Source organism: Hydrogenophaga sp. (genome assembly GCF_030373245.1).
GTDB lineage: Bacteria > Pseudomonadota > Gammaproteobacteria > Burkholderiales > Burkholderiaceae_C > Hydrogenophaga.
In genome coordinates this window covers 987,392-1,003,774 of record NZ_JAUCZF010000001.1, presented here as the reverse complement: position 1 = coordinate 1,003,774, position 16,383 = coordinate 987,392, and the positions used below count along the sequence as shown (strand labels likewise).

The 16,383-nt window shown below is 66.8% G+C and carries 13 protein-coding genes and 1 pseudogene; 10 read left to right on the top strand and 4 right to left on the bottom strand.

Annotated features, from left to right (window positions below):
- Positions 1 to 231: 231 nt before the first annotated feature.
- From QUV25_RS04795 to QUV25_RS04780, 4 genes are read left to right on the top strand one after another with little or no spacing between them, the layout of a single operon-like run.
- Complete coding sequence (locus tag QUV25_RS04795) at positions 232 to 3,837, top strand: LAGLIDADG family homing endonuclease (RefSeq protein ID WP_300861715.1); 3,606 nt, start codon at positions 232 to 234, stop codon at positions 3,835 to 3,837.
- Between the two features lie 43 nt (positions 3,838 to 3,880).
- Positions 3,881 to 4,444: a nitroreductase gene (locus QUV25_RS04790; protein ID WP_300862047.1), complete on the top strand. Its 564-nt coding sequence runs from the start codon at positions 3,881 to 3,883 to the stop codon at positions 4,442 to 4,444.
- Positions 4,441 to 5,001: a hemerythrin domain-containing protein gene (locus tag QUV25_RS04785; RefSeq protein ID WP_366945632.1), complete on the top strand. Its 561-nt coding sequence runs from the start codon at positions 4,441 to 4,443 to the stop codon at positions 4,999 to 5,001. The genes QUV25_RS04790 and QUV25_RS04785 overlap by 4 nt, the downstream gene beginning before the upstream one ends.
- Positions 5,002 to 5,059: 58 nt before the next feature.
- Entirely contained in the window at positions 5,060 to 5,644 is a 585-nt protein-coding gene (locus tag QUV25_RS04780; protein ID WP_300861713.1) for an SEC-C metal-binding domain-containing protein, read from the top strand.
- 81 nt (positions 5,645 to 5,725) lie between these two features.
- On the opposite strand, the pseudogene QUV25_RS04775 reads toward QUV25_RS04780, so the two are convergent.
- Positions 5,726 to 6,237: pseudogene (locus QUV25_RS04775) on the bottom strand (fumarylacetoacetate hydrolase family protein).
- Positions 6,238 to 6,368: 131 nt separating this feature from the next.
- On the bottom strand, positions 6,369 to 7,406 hold the full coding sequence (locus QUV25_RS04770; protein WP_300861712.1) for a cupin domain-containing protein: 1,038 nt from the start codon (positions 7,404 to 7,406) through the stop codon (positions 6,369 to 6,371).
- 315 nt (positions 7,407 to 7,721) lie between these two features.
- Here QUV25_RS04770 and QUV25_RS04765 point away from each other — a divergent pair, with 315 nt between their 5' ends.
- A complete protein-coding gene (locus QUV25_RS04765) occupies positions 7,722 to 8,216 on the top strand; it encodes a hypothetical protein (RefSeq protein WP_300861711.1) in 495 nt (164 codons plus the stop codon).
- Between the two features lie 380 nt (positions 8,217 to 8,596).
- Positions 8,597 to 9,151 (top strand): DUF427 domain-containing protein, encoded by a 555-nt coding sequence (locus QUV25_RS04760; RefSeq protein WP_300861710.1) that lies wholly within the window; start codon positions 8,597 to 8,599, stop codon positions 9,149 to 9,151.
- Here QUV25_RS04760 and QUV25_RS04755 read toward each other — a convergent pair.
- Positions 9,140 to 10,849: a SulP family inorganic anion transporter gene (locus QUV25_RS04755; RefSeq protein ID WP_300861709.1), complete on the bottom strand. Its 1,710-nt coding sequence runs from the start codon at positions 10,847 to 10,849 to the stop codon at positions 9,140 to 9,142. The two genes, QUV25_RS04760 and QUV25_RS04755, sit on opposite strands and share 12 nt — an antisense overlap.
- 9 nt (positions 10,850 to 10,858) lie before the next feature.
- Positions 10,859 to 11,839 carry a LysR family transcriptional regulator gene (locus QUV25_RS04750; RefSeq protein ID WP_300861707.1) on the bottom strand — a complete coding sequence of 327 codons (981 nt, stop codon included), beginning with the start codon at positions 11,837 to 11,839 and terminating at the stop codon, positions 10,859 to 10,861.
- Between the two features lie 90 nt (positions 11,840 to 11,929).
- On the opposite strand from QUV25_RS04750, the gene QUV25_RS04745 reads away from it, so the two are divergent.
- The 4 genes from QUV25_RS04745 to mgtE all read left to right on the top strand — a co-directional run bounded on the left by QUV25_RS04745 (position 11,930) and on the right by mgtE (position 16,375).
- Positions 11,930 to 12,331: a LapA family protein gene (locus tag QUV25_RS04745; RefSeq protein ID WP_300861706.1), complete on the top strand. Its 402-nt coding sequence runs from the start codon at positions 11,930 to 11,932 to the stop codon at positions 12,329 to 12,331.
- 71 nt (positions 12,332 to 12,402) lie between these two features.
- A complete protein-coding gene (locus tag QUV25_RS04740) occupies positions 12,403 to 12,672 on the top strand; it encodes a hypothetical protein (RefSeq protein WP_300861704.1) in 270 nt (89 codons plus the stop codon).
- Between the two features lie 119 nt (positions 12,673 to 12,791).
- Positions 12,792 to 14,735 (top strand): SLC13 family permease, encoded by a 1,944-nt coding sequence (locus QUV25_RS04735; protein WP_300861703.1) that lies wholly within the window; start codon positions 12,792 to 12,794, stop codon positions 14,733 to 14,735.
- Positions 14,732 to 16,375: a magnesium transporter gene (mgtE, locus tag QUV25_RS04730; protein WP_300861702.1), complete on the top strand. Its 1,644-nt coding sequence runs from the start codon at positions 14,732 to 14,734 to the stop codon at positions 16,373 to 16,375. Before QUV25_RS04735 ends, mgtE begins: the two co-directional genes overlap by 4 nt.
- Positions 16,376 to 16,383: the final 8 nt, after the last annotated feature.

Genomic DNA, 16,383 nt, shown 5'->3' with positions numbered 1-16,383 from the left:
AAGGTGTGATCCTGGAGGCCAACACCTGGTTTGACCGCCTGCATGGCCCCGGCGACGAGCGGTCTGTGGCCTTGAATGCCGCGCCCTGCCTCGCTCAAGCGAGGTTGAGGCGCCGACGGATGGTGATGGTTTCAATGGGCGAAAAGACCATGATGTAGTCTGCTGAGTTCGGCAGCCGACTGCGCGCGCCCGACCCCCGACACCGCTTCTTCCTCTTCCCGAAAGCCCCCCATGAAACGCGACCCCAGCCCCCGCGCGCAAGACCTCACACAGACCCAGCCGATCAGCCAGGATGTGCTGGCCGAAAAGTACCTCAAGCCCGGCGAAAGCGGCGTCGAGGACATCTACCGCCGGGTGGCGCGCGCCTTGGCCAGCGTGGAAACGGAGGGCCTGCGCGCTGAGTGGGAACAGAAGTTTCTCTCCAACCTGCACGCGGGCGCCATCGGTGCCGGGCGCATCATGAGTGCCGCCGGCACCGACATCCAGGCCACGCTGATCAACTGCTTCGTGCAGCCGGTGGGCGACGCCATCCAGGGCGTGGATGCCGACGGTTACCCCGGCATCTATGAAGCGCTGCGCGAAGCGGCCGAAACCATGCGCCGCGGCGGCGGCGTGGGTTACGACTTTTCGCGCATCCGGCCCAAGGGCGCCGAGGTCAAGGGCACGCACTCCATGGCCTCAGGGCCGTGCAGCTACATCAACGTGTTCGACCAGTCGTGTTCCACCGTGGAGAGTGCGGGCGCGCGCCGTGGTGCGCAGATGGGTGTGCTGCGCATCGACCACCCGGACGTGATGGAGTTCATCACCGCCAAGCGCACGCCCGGGCGCTGGAACAACTTCAACGTGTCGGTCGGCGTGAGCGACGCCTTCATGGAGGCGGTGGCCCGCGACCAGCCCTGGGAGCTGGTGCACAAGGCACGCCCCGGCCAGAAGCTGCTGGCCAAAGGCGCCTACCAGCGCGCCGACGGCCTTTGGGTCTACCAGACCCTGGCCGCTCGCGAGCTGTGGGACACCATCATGAAGTCGGCCTACGACTTCGCCGAGCCGGGCATCTTGTTCCTGGACAAGATCGGCTCCGACAACAACCTGCACTACTGCGAGACGATTTCGGCGACGAACCCCTGTGTCACCGCCGACACCTGGGTCATGACCGAGGACGGTGCGCGCCAGGTGGTCGATCTGATCGGTCGCGATTTCAAAGCGGTGGTGGACGGTCGCAGCCACGCGCTGGAGAGCGACGGTTTCTTCGCAACCGGCATCAAGCCGGTGTTCCAGCTGCGAACCCGCGAAGGCCACCGCCTGCGCCTGACGGCCGACCACCGCGTGCGCCGCGTCGCTCGCAAGACCCGCTACAGCATGGAGCTGGACTGGACGCCCGCCGAACGGCTGCAGCCCGGAGACGAGATCGTTCTCAACAACCACCGCGCGCTGCAAGGCTGGGCTGGCGAGGGCACGCAGGCCGAAGGCTATCTGCTCGGCCTGCTGATCGGCGACGGCACGCTCAAGGCCGAGAAGGCCGTGCTCTCGGTCTGGGCGCCCGAGTTGCGCGCCGTGGGCAGCGATACGGTGGCCTATGCTCGCACCGGCGCCGCCGGCATCGTGCACGCGGCCGAAGCCGCTGCGGCCACGCTGCCGCACCGCGCCGATTTCAAGGGCTTCCAGCGCCCGATCGCTGGCCGAGGCGAAGCCCGCCTGGCCAGCGCTGCATTGCGCGATCTGGCCTTAGCGCTCGGAATGGCGCCGGGTCACAAAACCATCACGCCCGCCATGGAGCAACAGTCGTCCGACTTTGCCGAAGGCCTGCTCTGCGGTCTGTTTGATGCCGATGGCTCGGTACAGGGCTCACAAGACAAAGGCGTGAGCGTGCGCCTGTCGCAGAGCGACGCCACCCTGCTGGAGACCGTGCAGCGCATGCTGCAGCGCCTGGGGATCGTGTCCACGCTGTACCGCGATCGCCGCCCGGCGTCCGTGGCTTTACTGCCTGACGGCCAGGGCGGACGCGCCGACTACGCCACCCAGGCACAGCACGAGCTCGTCATCAGCGGTGACAACCTGCGGGTGTACGCCGAGCGCGTCGGTTTTGAAGACACCGACAAAGCCGAGCGCCTCGTTCATGCACTGGGCGGCTACAAGCGCAACCTCAATGGCGAGCGCTTCACCGCCACCGTCGAATCGCTGTTGCCCGAAGGCGAAGAAATGGTCTACGACGTGACCGTGGCCGATGTGCATGCTTTTGATGCCAACGGCCTGGTGGTGCACAACTGCGGCGAACAGCCCTTGCCGCCCTACGGCTGCTGCGATCTCGGCCCGATCATCCTCACCCGCTTCGTGCGCAATCCCTTCGGCTTCGGCGGCGTGCCGAGCTTCGATTTCGACGCCTTTGAAGCCGCCGTGGCCACGCAGGTGCGCGCGCTCGACAACGTGCTCGACGTGACTTTCTGGCCGCTGCCGCAGCAACGCGAAGAGTCGGCCGCCAAGCGCCGCATCGGCGTGGGCTTCACCGGCATGGGCAACACCTTGGCCATGCTCTGCGTGCGCTACGACCGCGAAGAGGGCCGCGTGGCCGCCGCGCAGATCGCCGAGCGCATGCGCAATGCCGCCTACCTCGCGTCCATCGAACTGGCCCAAGAGAAAGGCCGCTTTCCCAAGTTCGACGCCGACGGTTACCTGGCCCCCGGCACCTTTGCCAGCCGCCTGCCGGCCGACATCCAGGCCGCCATCCGGCAGCACGGCATCCGCAACAGCCACCTGCTCTCCATCGCGCCCACCGGCACGGTGAGCCTGGCCTTTGCCGACAACGCGTCCAACGGCATCGAGCCGCCGTTCTCCTGGATGTACCGCCGCAAGAAGCGCGAATCCGACGGCAGCACCAGCGAATACGCGGTGGAAGACCACGCCTGGCGCCTCTACCGCGAGCTCGGCGGCAACGTGGACCAGCTGCCCGACTACTTCGTCAACGCACTGGCCATGAGTGCAGGCGAACACATCGCCATGATGCAAGCGGTGCAGCCCTTCGTGGACACGGCTATTTCCAAGACGGTGAACGTCGCCGCCGACTACCCGTTTGACGACTTCAAGAACCTGTACCAGAAGGCCTGGAAAGCCAACCTCAAGGGCATGGCGACCTACCGGCCCAACAACATCCTGGGCTCGGTGCTCGACACTGGCAGTGCCGCAACCGACGCCACCGCCCAGCCCGCTTCCGCGGTGACCGCGCCGGTGGACCCGATGCGCACCGTGATCGAGAGCCGGCCCAAGGGTGCGCTGTCGGCCGTGGCCGACAAGATCGAGTACTGGACTCAGGAAGGCCACAAGACGCTGTACATCGTGGTCTCGTTCCTGCCGGTGCCCGCTGCCGACGGCGTAGGCACGGCCGAGCGCGCCATCGAGTTCTTCATGCCCGTGGGCCAGAGCGGCGAGTCGCAACAGTGGATCACCTCCACCATGCGCATGCTCTCGCTCGCCGCACGTGGCGGTTTCCTGGGCCGGGCCTTGAGCGACATGCGCAAGGTGGCGTGGGACCGCGGCCCGGTGCGCCTGGGCACCTACCAGAAGGCCGACGGCACCCACGTGCCGATGTGGCACGACTCGGAGGTCGCGGCCATCGCTTTCGCGCTGCAGAACATCATCGCCCGGCGCAACCAGGGCAGCGACATCGCCGCCGTGAGCGCGCCGCACCTGCCCGGCTCGCCCTCGGCGCCTGAGCTGCCCGGAATGGCCGCGCCCAGTGCGGTGATGGCCGGCAAGAAGTGCCCCGAATGCGGCGCGCACGCCATGATCCGCAAGGACGGCTGCGACTACTGCACCTCCTGCGGCCACCTGGGCAGCTGTGGCTGATCCTGCGGTGTCGACCGACTGGGCGGCGCTGGCCGCCGAGCTGATGGCCGCGCGGCGCACCGTGCTGCCGTTCCGGCTTGGCGATCCCGGGCCCGACGCGGCGCAGTTGCAGACCATCCTGGCCGCAGCCGCCAGTGCGCCCGACCACCGCTGCCTTCTGCCCTGGCGCTTCATCACCGTGCCCGCCGACCGGCGCGAGGCGCTGGCCGAAGTGTTTGCCCAGGCCCTGCTGGAACGCGACCCGATGGCCGCTCCACATGACGTGGCCAAGGCACGCGAAAAAGGCTTCCGCTCGCCGTTCCTGGTCCTGCTGGTGGTGGACGCGGAGAAAGGCGATGCCGAAATCGGCCTGGCCGAGCGGCTCGTCTCGGCCGGTTGCGCGGCGCAGAACGTTCTGCTCATGGCCACCGCCATGGGCTACGGCTCGGCCCTCACCGCCGGGCAGTCGGTGCGCTCGGCGGTGTTGCACCGCTTCTTTGGATTGCGCACAAGCGAGCAGGCCGTGTGTTTCGTCAGCATCGGCACCGCGCTGTCACACGGCACGGCGCACCTGCGCCCGACCGTGGCCGACTATGTGAGCGTGCTGGGCGCGGAAGACACCCGGTGAGCAGCACCAAGGTCACCATCGGCCTGCCCGGCCACAGCGCGCCCGGCGTGGGTTTCGAGGCCCCGTTCGAGATGCTCGACGCCTGCCACGAACGAGTCGAGCGCATGCTGCGACTGCTCGGCAAGATCCGCGAACACGTTCAGACCCACGGCGCCGACACCCAGGCCCGCGACGCCGCGCGCGACGTGATGCGCTACTTCGACCAGGCCGGCCCGCACCACCACGAAGACGAAGAACGCCACGTCTTCCCGCCCCTGCTCGCGCAGCGCGACCCGGCCGTCGTGGCGGTGGTGATCCGCCTCAAGCAGGACCACCGGGAGATGGCGGTGATGTGGGCGCGGGTGCGTTCCGCGCTGGCGGCACTGGTGGGAGCGGGCGACGACTGGGCGGGGTTCCCGGCGGAAGATGGACAACGCTTCGACGCCTACGACGCGCTGTATCGGCGGCATTTGCTGGATGAGGACAATGTGGTGTATCCGGCGGCGCGCTCGGTCATCCGGGGGGAGGCGCTGCAGGCGATGGGGGCTGACATGATGGCGCGGCGGGGTGTTGCGTGACTAGCGCGAATTCGCATGTAGCGATTCCAACAAGTCTGTACAACTGAAGAGAACTGATATGCCTGCTGTACCTGCTTTTTGCGACACCTGTGGGACCGTCTTCAGCTCTGGGATTTTTGTCGAAGATTCCATGCACATTTCGCTCTCAGGAAACAAGGCGGGACCCTGCCCACGCTGTGGTGGCATGGGTCATGTGCCAGATGGTGTTTTCAATTTCATTGGCAACACGATTGAGATTCTTTCAGCACCCGAGAGGACAGTCTCTGAGCTGATAGGGCTGGCGAAAATTCTTCAAGAGGCGCGCCGCAAGGGTGAAGATAAAGAGGAAGTCACCGCGCGGATTGAAAAGGAGCTTCCGTCTCTCTCGACCCTTGCCAAACTCTTGCCCACGAATAAGAGCGAACTTTACGGATTTCTTGGCGTGGTCATAGCTGCAGTTTCTCTATACACCCAGTCTCCTGAAAAGCCGCCATCTCAAACCATCGTCAATGTGACGCAGATTGTTCAGCAAGTGACCAACGAACAGCCTCCGAATCCAAGCCAGATGCAACCTTCACCGTCCGGACGCAAGCAGGGCCGGAATGAGGCTTGTCAGTGCGGCAGTGGTAAGAAATACAAGAAGTGCTGTGGGGTGCTGAAATGACGCGCAAATTGAAAGGCAGTTTTGGCATCGCGGCTTAGTACGCGAAGATGCTCCTGCTCGGAATACGCACTTAGTTTGCCGTCACTCCACCGATCCTACGTTCAAAGCCACCTCCGCCGCCCCTTCCACCCGCCCGGTGATCGTGTCGCCGCTGACCACGGACCCCACACCCTCGGGCGTGCCGGCGTAGACCAGGTCGCCAGGTTGCAGGCGGTAGAACAATGACAGGTCCACGATGATTTCGCGGTTGTTCCAGATCAGCTTGTCGACGTCGGAATTCTGTTTGGTGGCGCCGTTCACTTGGAGCGCGATGGCGCCGCTGTCGATCACCACACCGGGCATCGGCACGATCTCTGAGCACACCGATCCCTGCTCGATGTCTTTGCCCAGTTCCCAGGGGCGGCCCTTGTCGCTAGCGACTTGGTGAAGTAGAACGGGCGCTCGGCGCGCTTGTCGACCGGCTTGCCCATTTCGACCGCGTGAGCGTGGTGGTTGCAGCCGACGCAGAAGATGCGGTTGATTGGGAAGCGCTCGGTCTGGCCGCGGATGGGCAGGGACTGAACGGCGGGCGGGATGAAGAGGTCGGTGGCCATGGGGAACAACGGAGTGCAAGTGGCGTGAAGCGCCTCAAACCGGGAGCACCGCGGAACTGGCTGTCCCGGGCCGCAGGTGTTGCTCCTTGAGGGGCGGAGCGGTTACGCGAAGCGAACAAGCGATGGGGGGGTCAACGCACCTCGTACACACCCAGTTTCTGGTGCAACGGCGTTTCGTCAGCCATGAACAGAAACGCCGGCCGGTCGGGCGATGTGTTCTTCAGTGTGATGGGGGTGTAGCCAGGCGAGCAGCAGGTGTCGGCTTCGACCAGTGTGAAGAACTGGGCTTCGACCTGCACCTCGGTGCCACCCTCAATCTGGTGCAACACGGTGGCGGGTGAACGAGCTGGCAGTTCAAGTGTCTGGCCCGGACGCAGCATCAGCGCGTAAAAGCCCAGGATGTTTTCGCAGTGCGCGCCAGTTTCGGGGTTGGTGTAAGTCACCTGCACCGCCCCCAGGTCGGGCTGATCGGTCGCCAGCGACTCCAGCGCGGCGCGCGCGTCGGCCCAGGGATAACGCAGCATCGGATAGGCCTTGCTGCTGCGCTGAAACACCGGGCTGGGCACGACGCCGCCGCGCGCATAGGCCCGCTCGCCGCGCTGCGGGTTCACCGTCTGGCGTCCGCCGTTGACGTGGTAGCTGGTCTCCAGGTAATGCACCAGTGGCAGATCGAGCACATCGAGCCACACCACCGGCTCGTCGCCGTCGTGGCCATGCTCGTGCCACAGGCCGGTAGGCGTGAGAATGAGGTCGCCGCGCACCATCTCGCACTTCTCGCCGTCCACCGTTGACCAGGCCCCTGTGCCCTCCACCACCATGCGCACTGCGTTGGGCGTGTGGCGGTGGCTGGGTGCCCACTCGCCGGGCAGCAGCAGCTGCATGCCGAGGTAGATGGCCGCGCTGGCCTGCATCTTGTCCAGTCCGTGGCCAGGGTTGGCCAGCACCAGCACGCGGCGCTCGGCCTTTTCAATCGGTGTCAGCTCGCCGGCCTTGAGCAGCAGCGGGCGGATGGTCTGGTAGGGCCAGTGCGTGGCGCGGGTCTGGCGCGTGGGCACGTCGGGCGGCAACACCCCGCGCAGGCTGGGCCACAGCGGCACCAGGTTGTGCGAGGCGAGCGCGTCGCGGTAATCCTGCGGCAGGTCTTCGAGGCGGCCGAGTTCTTGGCTCATGAGAGGTCTCCAGAAATGGGGCGAGCAGTGCCGGGCGGCCGTGAGTGCTGCGCAACCGGTTTTGTCGGACCGCTGGCTTTGCTCCTCGCCAGCCGGTCCTTCATGGCCATGTCGCGGCTTGGGCCGGCGGTTGCAGTGTGGCACGGACCGTATCGAACCGAAAAATGGAGCCGTCCAAACCGATCCTGATCCGCGTCCGCTGGAACATGAAAAAATGCCGTTCACCTCACCGCTGGCCATGCCCGAGTTGCTCCTTGACAAGGGCCTCTGCGTCACTCGGAACCTGGCGCGGCTTGCGTGCGTCACACTCTCACCATGAAGCAACTGTTGATCTGTCTTGCCCTGTTTGGGGCCACGTTCGCCACTTCCGCTCAGACCCTGTGGCGCGGCGTCCCGATGAACGCCAGCCCGACCCAGGTACAGACGCTGATCGCCGAAGCGCAGCCCACCACCCCCGAGCGCCGCGGCCGTGAGGCTGGCGCGCTGCTGGAAATTCCCAGCTATCCCATTGCGGGCGAAAACTTCGCGGTCACGTTTCTGTTTGAGGCCGAGCGCCTGCAGCGCATCCACCTCGTGGCCCGACCGGGCTCGCGCGAACGCACCCGCGCGCTGGCGCAGGAGCTCAGCGCCTCGCTGCGCGCGCGCTACGGCCTGCCCATCAGCACCAAGGCCCGACAAGACGCGCTGCCCGGCGCAATCGACCTTCGGTGGGCCTTTCGCCGCATGACGGTGCAACTGCAGGTGCCCGATGGCGAAACGGTGGACCTGCTCTACAGCACCGCCATCCCGAGCCGGCCGGCCGGGCTGTGAAGCCACACGCAGCGTGCTTGCCTTCGTTGGAGCCACCGGCTGAGTTGGCGAGCGCGAGCCGGTTCTGAAAGCAGGCCAGAGCGCCGGGCGCCTGGTTCGGGAGCTATCTGCGTGCGCTTCGCCCGGTGAAGCCGGCTACCGGTCGACAGCGCGAGCGGCTCGGGTGGTTTGTCGGCGATCACCGCCTGATGCACTGGAAGCGAGCCTGGTACCGAGGGCGCAGCGGGCGCATTCGCGGCTGAGTCCGTGGGTACCAGACCGCCGCAACCGGGACTTTGGCGCTCAGTCCTGAGCAAATCTTTGATCCGAGGCACCATGCGAAGAGTTTGCAACAGGCATCGTCCGCGCAGCTCGCCTGTGCCATCGGGAAAGAAAACACCATGAACCCCTCAGCACAAGCCATCTCCCGCGCCCGCAGCCAGTGGGTCTGGCGCGGCCAGGCCCGGCCACCGTTTGCCGATGTGCCTGGACCGGGACAGGTATCCGTGTGGGACTTCCCACGCCCGCCGGCCCTGGAGGCCGATGCGCGCGAAGTGGTGGTGCACTGGAACGGTGTGCTGCTGGCGCGCACGCGCCGCGCCATCCGCCTGCTCGAAACGGCGCATCCGCCGTGTTTCTACCTGCCCTGGGCCGATGTGGACCGCTCGCGCCTGCAGCCCGCTGGAGGTGGTTCATTCTGCGAATGGAAGGGGCCAGCGCACTACTGGTCGCTGGTACGAGGCGAGCAGCGCCTGGAGCGCATCGGATGGAGCTACCCCGAACCCTTGGCCGGCGCAGAAGCGATCGCCGACTGCGTGGCTTTCTACGCCCAGGGGCTGGACTGCAGCGTGGGTGGTGAGCCGGTCGCGCCGCAGCCCGGTGGCTTCTACGGCGGCTGGGTCACGCCCGAACTGGTCGGGCCGTTCAAGGGAGACCCCGGCAGCTCAGGCTGGTGAAGTGGAGGGCGCCGTTTCGGGCTTGGCACCGGAGGCATCCAGGGGCTCTTCCCATGCCGCTTGCAGGGCCTCGGCCTCGGTCCGGTACAGCCGCAGCCGAGGGTCCTCTGCCAGATGCCCGGCCGCCTTGAGCAGCCGCTCGACAGGCAGCTTGAGCCCGACCAGGTGCAGGGTGATGCCTTGCGCCAGCAGTTGGTTGCGCAAGGTGCCGAAGACTTCGACGCCGGTGGCGTCGATCCAGTTGATGGGGTGGGCGATCAGCATCACGTGTCGGGTGTCGGGGTGGCGCACGATGTGCAGTGTGATGGTGCGTTCCAGGTCGTTGGCGGTCGCGAAATCGAGCGCGGCGTCCATGCGCAAGGCGTAGGTGTGGGGACCGAGTGGTGGCAGGTTCCACAGGTGGCGGTCGCGCAGGCTGCCATCCGGGTGCAGGCCGACTTCGATGATGCGCGGGTGCAGCCGCATGTACAGAAAGTGGCTGAGCGCCATGACGACGCCGGTGAGCACGCCCCAGTACAGGCGCGGCGCCGAGAGCACGGTCACCGCCAGCGTGACCACGGCGATGCCGGCCTCCACCCGCGAGACCTTCCACACCCGCACAAAGTCGCGCGGTGCGATCAGGCCCTGCACAGCCGCCACCACGATCGCCGCCAGCACCGCCATCGGCACGTGGTGCAGCGCAGGCGTGAACATCAATGCCAGTCCCACCACTGCGACCGAAAACACCACCGACCAGCCGGTGCGCGCGCCAGCGAAGCGGTTGAGTGCCGAACGGGAAAACGAGGTGCTGGTGGGGAAGGCGCCGCTCAGGCCGGCTGCGATCTTGCCCAGACCGTGGCCGATCAAATCCTGTTCTCGGTCCCAGCGCTGGCCCCGGTCTCGACTGTCCACCCGTGCACTGGAAGCGGTTTCCAGAAAACTCACCAGCGTGATCAGCAGCGTGGGCAGGATCAGCTGGCCCAGCGTGTCCCAGCCTGGCCAGGCGGGCAGCACCAGGCCAGGCAGGCCTTGCGGCAGGTCGCCAATGACGGCGCCACCCCCCGCCTCGAAGCCGATCAGCGCGCTGAGCGCGGAACTCGCCACCACCAGCACCAGCACCATGGGAAAGCCCTTGGGCAGCAGGCGCGCCAGCAGCAGGGCGGCGGTGGCGCCCAGGCCAAACGCCAGGGTTGGCGCGTGGATGCTGGGTTGTGCGATGAAGCCGGCCCAGCCACCTGACAGGCCGAGCAGCGCGGGCAGCTGGGAGCCGATGATGAGCAGCGCCGCGCCCTGGGTGAAGGCCATGAGCACCGGCGCGTTCACCAGGCTCAGCAGCCAGCCCGAGCGCAGGTAGCCCAGCGCGATCTGCAACAGCCCGGAGAGGAGCGCCAGCCACATCGCCAGTTCGATCCAGCGCGCGCTGCCCGGCTCGGCGAGCCCAGTGAGCGAGGCACTCACCAGCAGGCAGGTCAGCGCAGTGGGGCCGATCGAAAGACGCGGCGAGGCACTGAACAGCACCGCGATCAGCGCTGGCAGCATCGACGCGTAGATGCCGGTGATCAGCGGCATGCCGGCCAGACTGGCGTAGGCAATGCCCTGCGGCACCACCATCAGACCGACCGTCACACCGGCCATGGCCTCGTTGCGCAGCAGCGGAAGGTCAGGTCGGGGCCAGCTCAGGAAAGGCAACCAGCGCTGCAGGCGATCGGATCGGGACATGAGGCGATGCTAACCGTGAGCGGTCAGGCCTTGGGACTTGCCCGCTGGCACCTTCACCGCGTGGGCCAGCGCAGGTCCGATGGCCTGCATGACCACCTTGATGCGCATGGTCTGGCTCAGCTCTTTGTGGGTGATCACCCACAGCGGCGTGCGCAGCTCGGGAATGGCGGCTGAGAGCGGCTGCAGCTCGGGGCAGCTGTTTTCCAGAAAGGCGGGCAAGAGCGCAATGCCCAGATCGGCGCGCAACATGGCCAGCGCATGCTCGAAGCTGTCAACGCGCAGGCTCACCGAGCTGTCGGGCACGTGGTCGAGCAGCCAGCGGTCGAACTTGAGCTCGCGCGCATCGCTCTCGAACGCTATCCAGCGCTTTTGTCTGGCCAGCGCCTGGTGGGTCTGCAGTTTTGGCTTGAGACCGTCGTGCCGAAGGCCATAGATCTTGAAGTCCAGCAGGGCGAGCTGGCGGCCGACCAGCCAGTCGGGCACGCGGTCGCTGATGCGAAAGGCCACGTCGGCCTCGCGCCGCGTCAGGCTCACCAGGTCACGGGTAGCCAGCAGCTCCAGCGTGACCTCGGGAAACGAGGTCGCGAACTGTCGCAACACCGGCGGCATTGCATGCCCCACGAGCACGCCCGCCGCGGTGATGCGCACGGGCCCGCTGGGCCGCAGGTCCTGGCCGATCACCTTCATCTCGGCCTGGCGCGCCAGCGGGGCCATGCTGCGCGCCGCGGTGATCAGCTCATCGCCCGCCGCGGTGGGCGTGTAGTGGCCGCGCGCCCGGTCAAACAGGCGTGCCTTGAGGCGCGTTTCGATCGACGCGAGTTTGCGCAGCAGGGTCACGTGGGACATCGCCAGCGCTTCGGCCGCGCGCGACAGCTGGCCCACCTGGGCCACCACCAGCACGATCTCGAAGTCGCTCCAGGCCAGCAGCTTGTGCGCGGCGGGCGCAGGGATGCGTGCGCCTGGGGCATGGTCAGGAACCGGGGTTTTCAAATCTGAAAATCTTCATTGACTATTGAGTCATTGGATTATCAAGGATGAAGTTCTATCATGGGTTCATCTGTTCACCATCTGGGAGTTTTCATGGAACGCATCAGCCATTGGCTGGCCTGGGGTGCCGTCGCCGTCACGGTGCTGTTTGCCGGCCTGAACTGGTCGGCCTTGTTGGCCGATACCCGCATCAACCTGTTGGTTGCCGACATCCAGGCGCCCATGGGTCTGATCCTGCTCAGCCTGACGGGCATCTTTGTCGCCCTGTTTTTCATCGCCACGCTGTACAGCCGCATCACCGGTCTGATGGAAACGCGTCGGTTGCACAAGGAACTGCGCGACGCCAAGGCCTTGGCCGAGAAGGCCGAAGGCTCGCGGCTGGACGGGCTGCAACAGACGCTGCTGATCGAGTTCCGCCGGCTGCACGAGCGCATCAACAAGATGGAGCAGGCGCAGGTGGACCACAAGCCGCTGATCAAGCTGGACCAGGGCTGATGGCGACACCTCAGAAGCCCCCACGCACGACCTCACCGCAACCCGCTGCTGGGAGGAGCGGTCCGCTGGTGGTGACCAAGGCCAGCCCCCATCACGCTCGCGAATTCGACAGTCGGGATCTCGATCTGTTGAACGAGATGGCACGGCGCATCACCGAGATCGACAACAGCTACCGCGCCGTGGCCGAAAAAGTGGGGCAGCTTTACATGCGCGCCGATGAAGCGGGCCTCGAGCAGTTGACGGAGATGCTGGACAAGCCGATGCGCAATGCCTCGGACAACCAGCAATCGTTCGCCGCGCTGTTGCGTGAAGTCCGGCAGGCCAGCCAGCGCAGGCGCTGAGCGCGCGGTCGTTCGCGTCTGTTCCTGCTCGTTTGTGGCAAGCTCACAGGCACGCCTGCCACGCCGTCGCGGCGCAACACCCCCAACGGTCGACGACGACCTCTCGCCTTGCGCGCCTCATGCAGAACGATCAGCTCCTCATTCTGACCATCCTGGCCGTTACGGTCGGGATGTTTCTCTGGGGACGCTGGCGGCACGACATGGTGGCGATCGGCGCCTTGCTGGCCTGCGTGGTCACGGGCCTGCTGCCGGCGAGTGAGGCGTTTCTGGGTCTGGGTCATCCCGCGGTGGTGTCGGTGGCGTGTGTGCTGGTGCTCAGCCGCGGGTTGCAGCTCTCGGGGGCGGTCGATGTGCTGGCGCGCCACGCGCTGCCCAAGGATGCCGGCACCACCTTCAGCCTGCTGGCGCTGGTGGGGCTGGGCGCGCTGCTCTCGGGCTTCATGAACAACGTGGGCGCCATGGCGCTTCTGATGCCGCTGGCGATCCAGCTTGCACGCCGGCTGGACATCGCGCCTGGTCAGGTGCTGATGCCGCTGGCCTTCGGCACCATCCTGGGCGGCATGACGACGCTGATCGGCACCCCGCCCAACCTCATCGTCTCGGCGTTTCGGGCCCAGAGCGGGTCCGGCAGCTTTGCCATGTTCGACTTCACGCCGGTGGGCCTGGCCGTGGCCGTGGCCGGCGTCGCCTTCGTGGCGCTGATCGGCTGGCGTCTGGTGCCGGTGCGCAAGGAAGCGGGGCTGGAGGGCTTCGAGACCGGCGCGTACCTGACCGAAGCGCGGGTCGTCGCCGAGAGCAAGTCGGTGGGCAAGACCTTGCGCGAACTCGACCCGGTGCTCGACGAGGCAGGCGCACAGGTGGTGGGCATGGCGCGCGACCACATGCGCGTGATCGCGCCGAACCCGGGTCGGCGCTTGCGCGAGGGCGACATTCTGGTGCTGGAGGCCGAGGCCGAGTCGCTGTCCAAGCTGCTCACTGAACTTGGGCTCAAGCTGGAAGAAGCGGTGCGCCCGCCAGAGCACGCCGAAGAGGGCGAGGATGGAAAGACCGATGAAACCAATGGCGGCGCCCCGAAGGCGCAGCCGGCGCGAAAAGACGCTGAAGCCTTGCAGCAGTTTCATGCTGACAAGGACGGCCAGGAGGACCGAGACAGCGAGCAGGACAGCGCTAAGGAGAAAGAAAAAGACAAGGACGACCCCGCCTCGCGCGACATCGTGCTGATGGAACTCGCCGTGCGCCCGGGCTCTATGCTGGAAGGCCGCTCCGCCACCGACATCCAGCTGCGCAGCCGCTTTGGTCTGAACCTGCTGGCGGTCTCGCGCCATGGCACGCGAGCGCTCAATCGCCTGCGGCTGATGGCGCTCAAGCCCGGAGATCTGTTGTTGATGCAGGGTCCGCCCGATGCCATCAACGACTTCGCCGCCGACATGGGCTGCGTGCCTCTGGCGCCGCGCGCCTTGCAGATGCCCAGCGTGCGCAAGGCCTGGATCGCCAGCGCCATCATGGTCGGCTCGGTCGCAGCGGCGGCGTTGGCGCTGTTGCCCACGGCGATCGCGTTCGCGCTCGGCGTGCTCGCCTCGATGGCGCTGCGCACCGTGCCGCTGCGCTCGGTGTACGACGCCATCGACTGGCCGGTCATCATGCTGCTGGGTGCGCTGATCCCGGTGGCCTCGGTGATGGAGACCACCGGCACCGCAGACCTGATTGCGCGCGTGTTGCTGGAGAGCGTGGCGCAGGGCAGTCCGGTGGGCGCGCTGGTGCTGGTGTTGCTGGTCACCATGTTCCTCTCGGACCTGATCAACAACGCCGCCACTGCCGCCGTGATGTGTCCGATCGCCATCGGCACCGCGGCCGCGCTCGGTGTGAGCGCCGACGCCTTCCTGATGGCGGTGGCCATCGGCGCGTCGTGTGCTTTCCTAACCCCGATCGGCCACCAGAACAACACGCTCATCCTCGGGCCCGGAGGCTTCCGGTTTGGTGACTACTGGCGCATGGGTCTGGTGCTGGAGGTGGTCGTGGTGACCATCAGCGTGCCGTTGCTGTTGTGGGTGTGGCCGCTGTGAACCATCCTCCTACCCAGGGCGCGCGGGCGGTGACCGACAGCGACCGCATCGTCGAAGCCCTCGACCAGGGCCGCAACAAGCGCGTGCGCAAGCTCATGGCTGGCCTGCACCCGGCCAAGATCGCCGCCCTGATCGAGCGCCTGGACCACGAGCGGCGAGACGCGCTTTGGCAGCAGGTGGATGCGGCGCTGGCCGAGCGCATCCTGCCGCACCTGCGCGCGCAGCCGCGCCAGCAACTGCGTGCGCTCGATGGCGAGGATTCACCCGATCCGGCCGATGCCGCTGCAGCGGGCGCAGACGAGGAATCCACCCAGGGCCATCTGCAGGCGGTGCGCGAAGCGCTGGCCGAAGGCCGGCTCAAGCGCGTGGGCAAGCTGCTCAACCGCACCCATCCGGCCAAGGTGGCCGGCCTTTTGGAGGCCCTGCCGCGCGACGAGCGCCGCGCGGTCTGGAGCATGGTCGAGACCGACCGCGCCGGTCGCGTGCTGACCTACCTGCACGAAGAGATCTGCGCCGCGCTGGCGGCCGAGCTGGAGCCCGGCGAACTCGCCGCCTCGGTGCAACAGTTGCCGCTGGACGATCTGGTCGACCTGATCCAGCACCTGCCCAGCGAGTTCGGCGCACAACTGCTGACGGCCACCACAGGCCGGCGCCGCCAGCAGCTCGACGCGCTGCTGTCGTACGACGAAGACAGCGCTGGCGGCTTGATGAACGCCGACACCATCGAGGTGCGCGCCGATGTGCGCGTGGGCACGGTGCTGCGCTACCTGCGCCTGCTCGAAGCGCTGCCGCCGCAGACCGACATGATCATGGTGGTCGACCGCGAGGGCCGGTATGAGGGTGGCCTGGACCTGATCGCGCTGTTCACCGCCAACACCGAAACGCGCGTCGCCGACCTGATGCACACCGATGTGAAAGCCATTCCGGTCGACCTGCCGGCGGTCGAGGTTGGCCGTCTGTTTGGCGAGTTCGACCTGCTCTCGGCACCGGTGATCGACGCCCATGGGCGGCTGGTGGGCCGCATCACGGGCGACGACGTGGTCGACCTGATCCGCGAAGACGCCGACCGCACCGTGATGCAGATGGCCGGCCTGAACCAGGAGGCCGACATGTTTGGCCCCATCATCGCCGGCTCGCGCAGCCGTGCGCTGTGGCTGGGCGTGAACCTGATCACCGCGCTGCTGGCCGCCGCCGTCATCAGCCGCTTCGAGGCCACGCTGGAGCAGCTGGTGGCGCTGGCCGTGCTCATGCCCATCGTGGCCAGCATGGGCGGCATCGCCGGCAGCCAGACGCTCACGCTCGTCATCCGTGGCCTGGCGCTGGGCCAGGTGCAGGCGGGCAATCTGCGTCTGCTGTTCAACCGCGAAATGGGCATCTCGGCCATCAACGGCGTGCTCTGGGCGCTGGTGATCGGCGTGCTGGTGTACCTCTGGTTTGGCAGCGCCATGCTCGGCGGCATCATCGGCACCGCCATTCTCATCAACCTGCTGACCGCGGCGCTGGCCGGCCTGGGCATCCCGTTGCTGCTGCACCGCCTGGGTATCGACCCGGTGCTTGCGGGTGGCGTGATCCTCACCACGGTGACCGATGTGGTGGGCTTTTTCGCGTTCCTCGGCCTGGCCTCCTTGTGGTTGTTGTGAGGCATCCA

What these genes read in the sequence shown, in the direction of transcription:
- QUV25_RS04780 (WP_300861713.1), top strand. Translation starts at nt 5,060, where the DNA reads ATGCCTGCTGTACCTGCTTTTTGCGACACCTGTGGGACCGTCTTCAGC.
- QUV25_RS04755 (WP_300861709.1), bottom strand. Translation starts at nt 10,849, where the DNA reads ATGTCCCGATCCGATCGCCTGCAGCGCTGGTTGCCTTTCCTGAGCTGG.
- QUV25_RS04735 (WP_300861703.1), top strand. Translation starts at nt 12,792, where the DNA reads ATGCAGAACGATCAGCTCCTCATTCTGACCATCCTGGCCGTTACGGTC.
- QUV25_RS04790 (WP_300862047.1), top strand. Translation starts at nt 3,881, where the DNA reads ATGGCCGCGCGGCGCACCGTGCTGCCGTTCCGGCTTGGCGATCCCGGG.
- QUV25_RS04760 (WP_300861710.1), top strand. Translation starts at nt 8,597, where the DNA reads ATGAACCCCTCAGCACAAGCCATCTCCCGCGCCCGCAGCCAGTGGGTC.
- QUV25_RS04745 (WP_300861706.1), top strand. Translation starts at nt 11,930, where the DNA reads ATGGAACGCATCAGCCATTGGCTGGCCTGGGGTGCCGTCGCCGTCACG.
- QUV25_RS04765 (WP_300861711.1), top strand. Translation starts at nt 7,722, where the DNA reads ATGAAGCAACTGTTGATCTGTCTTGCCCTGTTTGGGGCCACGTTCGCC.
- QUV25_RS04795 (WP_300861715.1), top strand. Translation starts at nt 232, where the DNA reads ATGAAACGCGACCCCAGCCCCCGCGCGCAAGACCTCACACAGACCCAG.
- QUV25_RS04770 (WP_300861712.1), bottom strand. Translation starts at nt 7,406, where the DNA reads ATGAGCCAAGAACTCGGCCGCCTCGAAGACCTGCCGCAGGATTACCGC.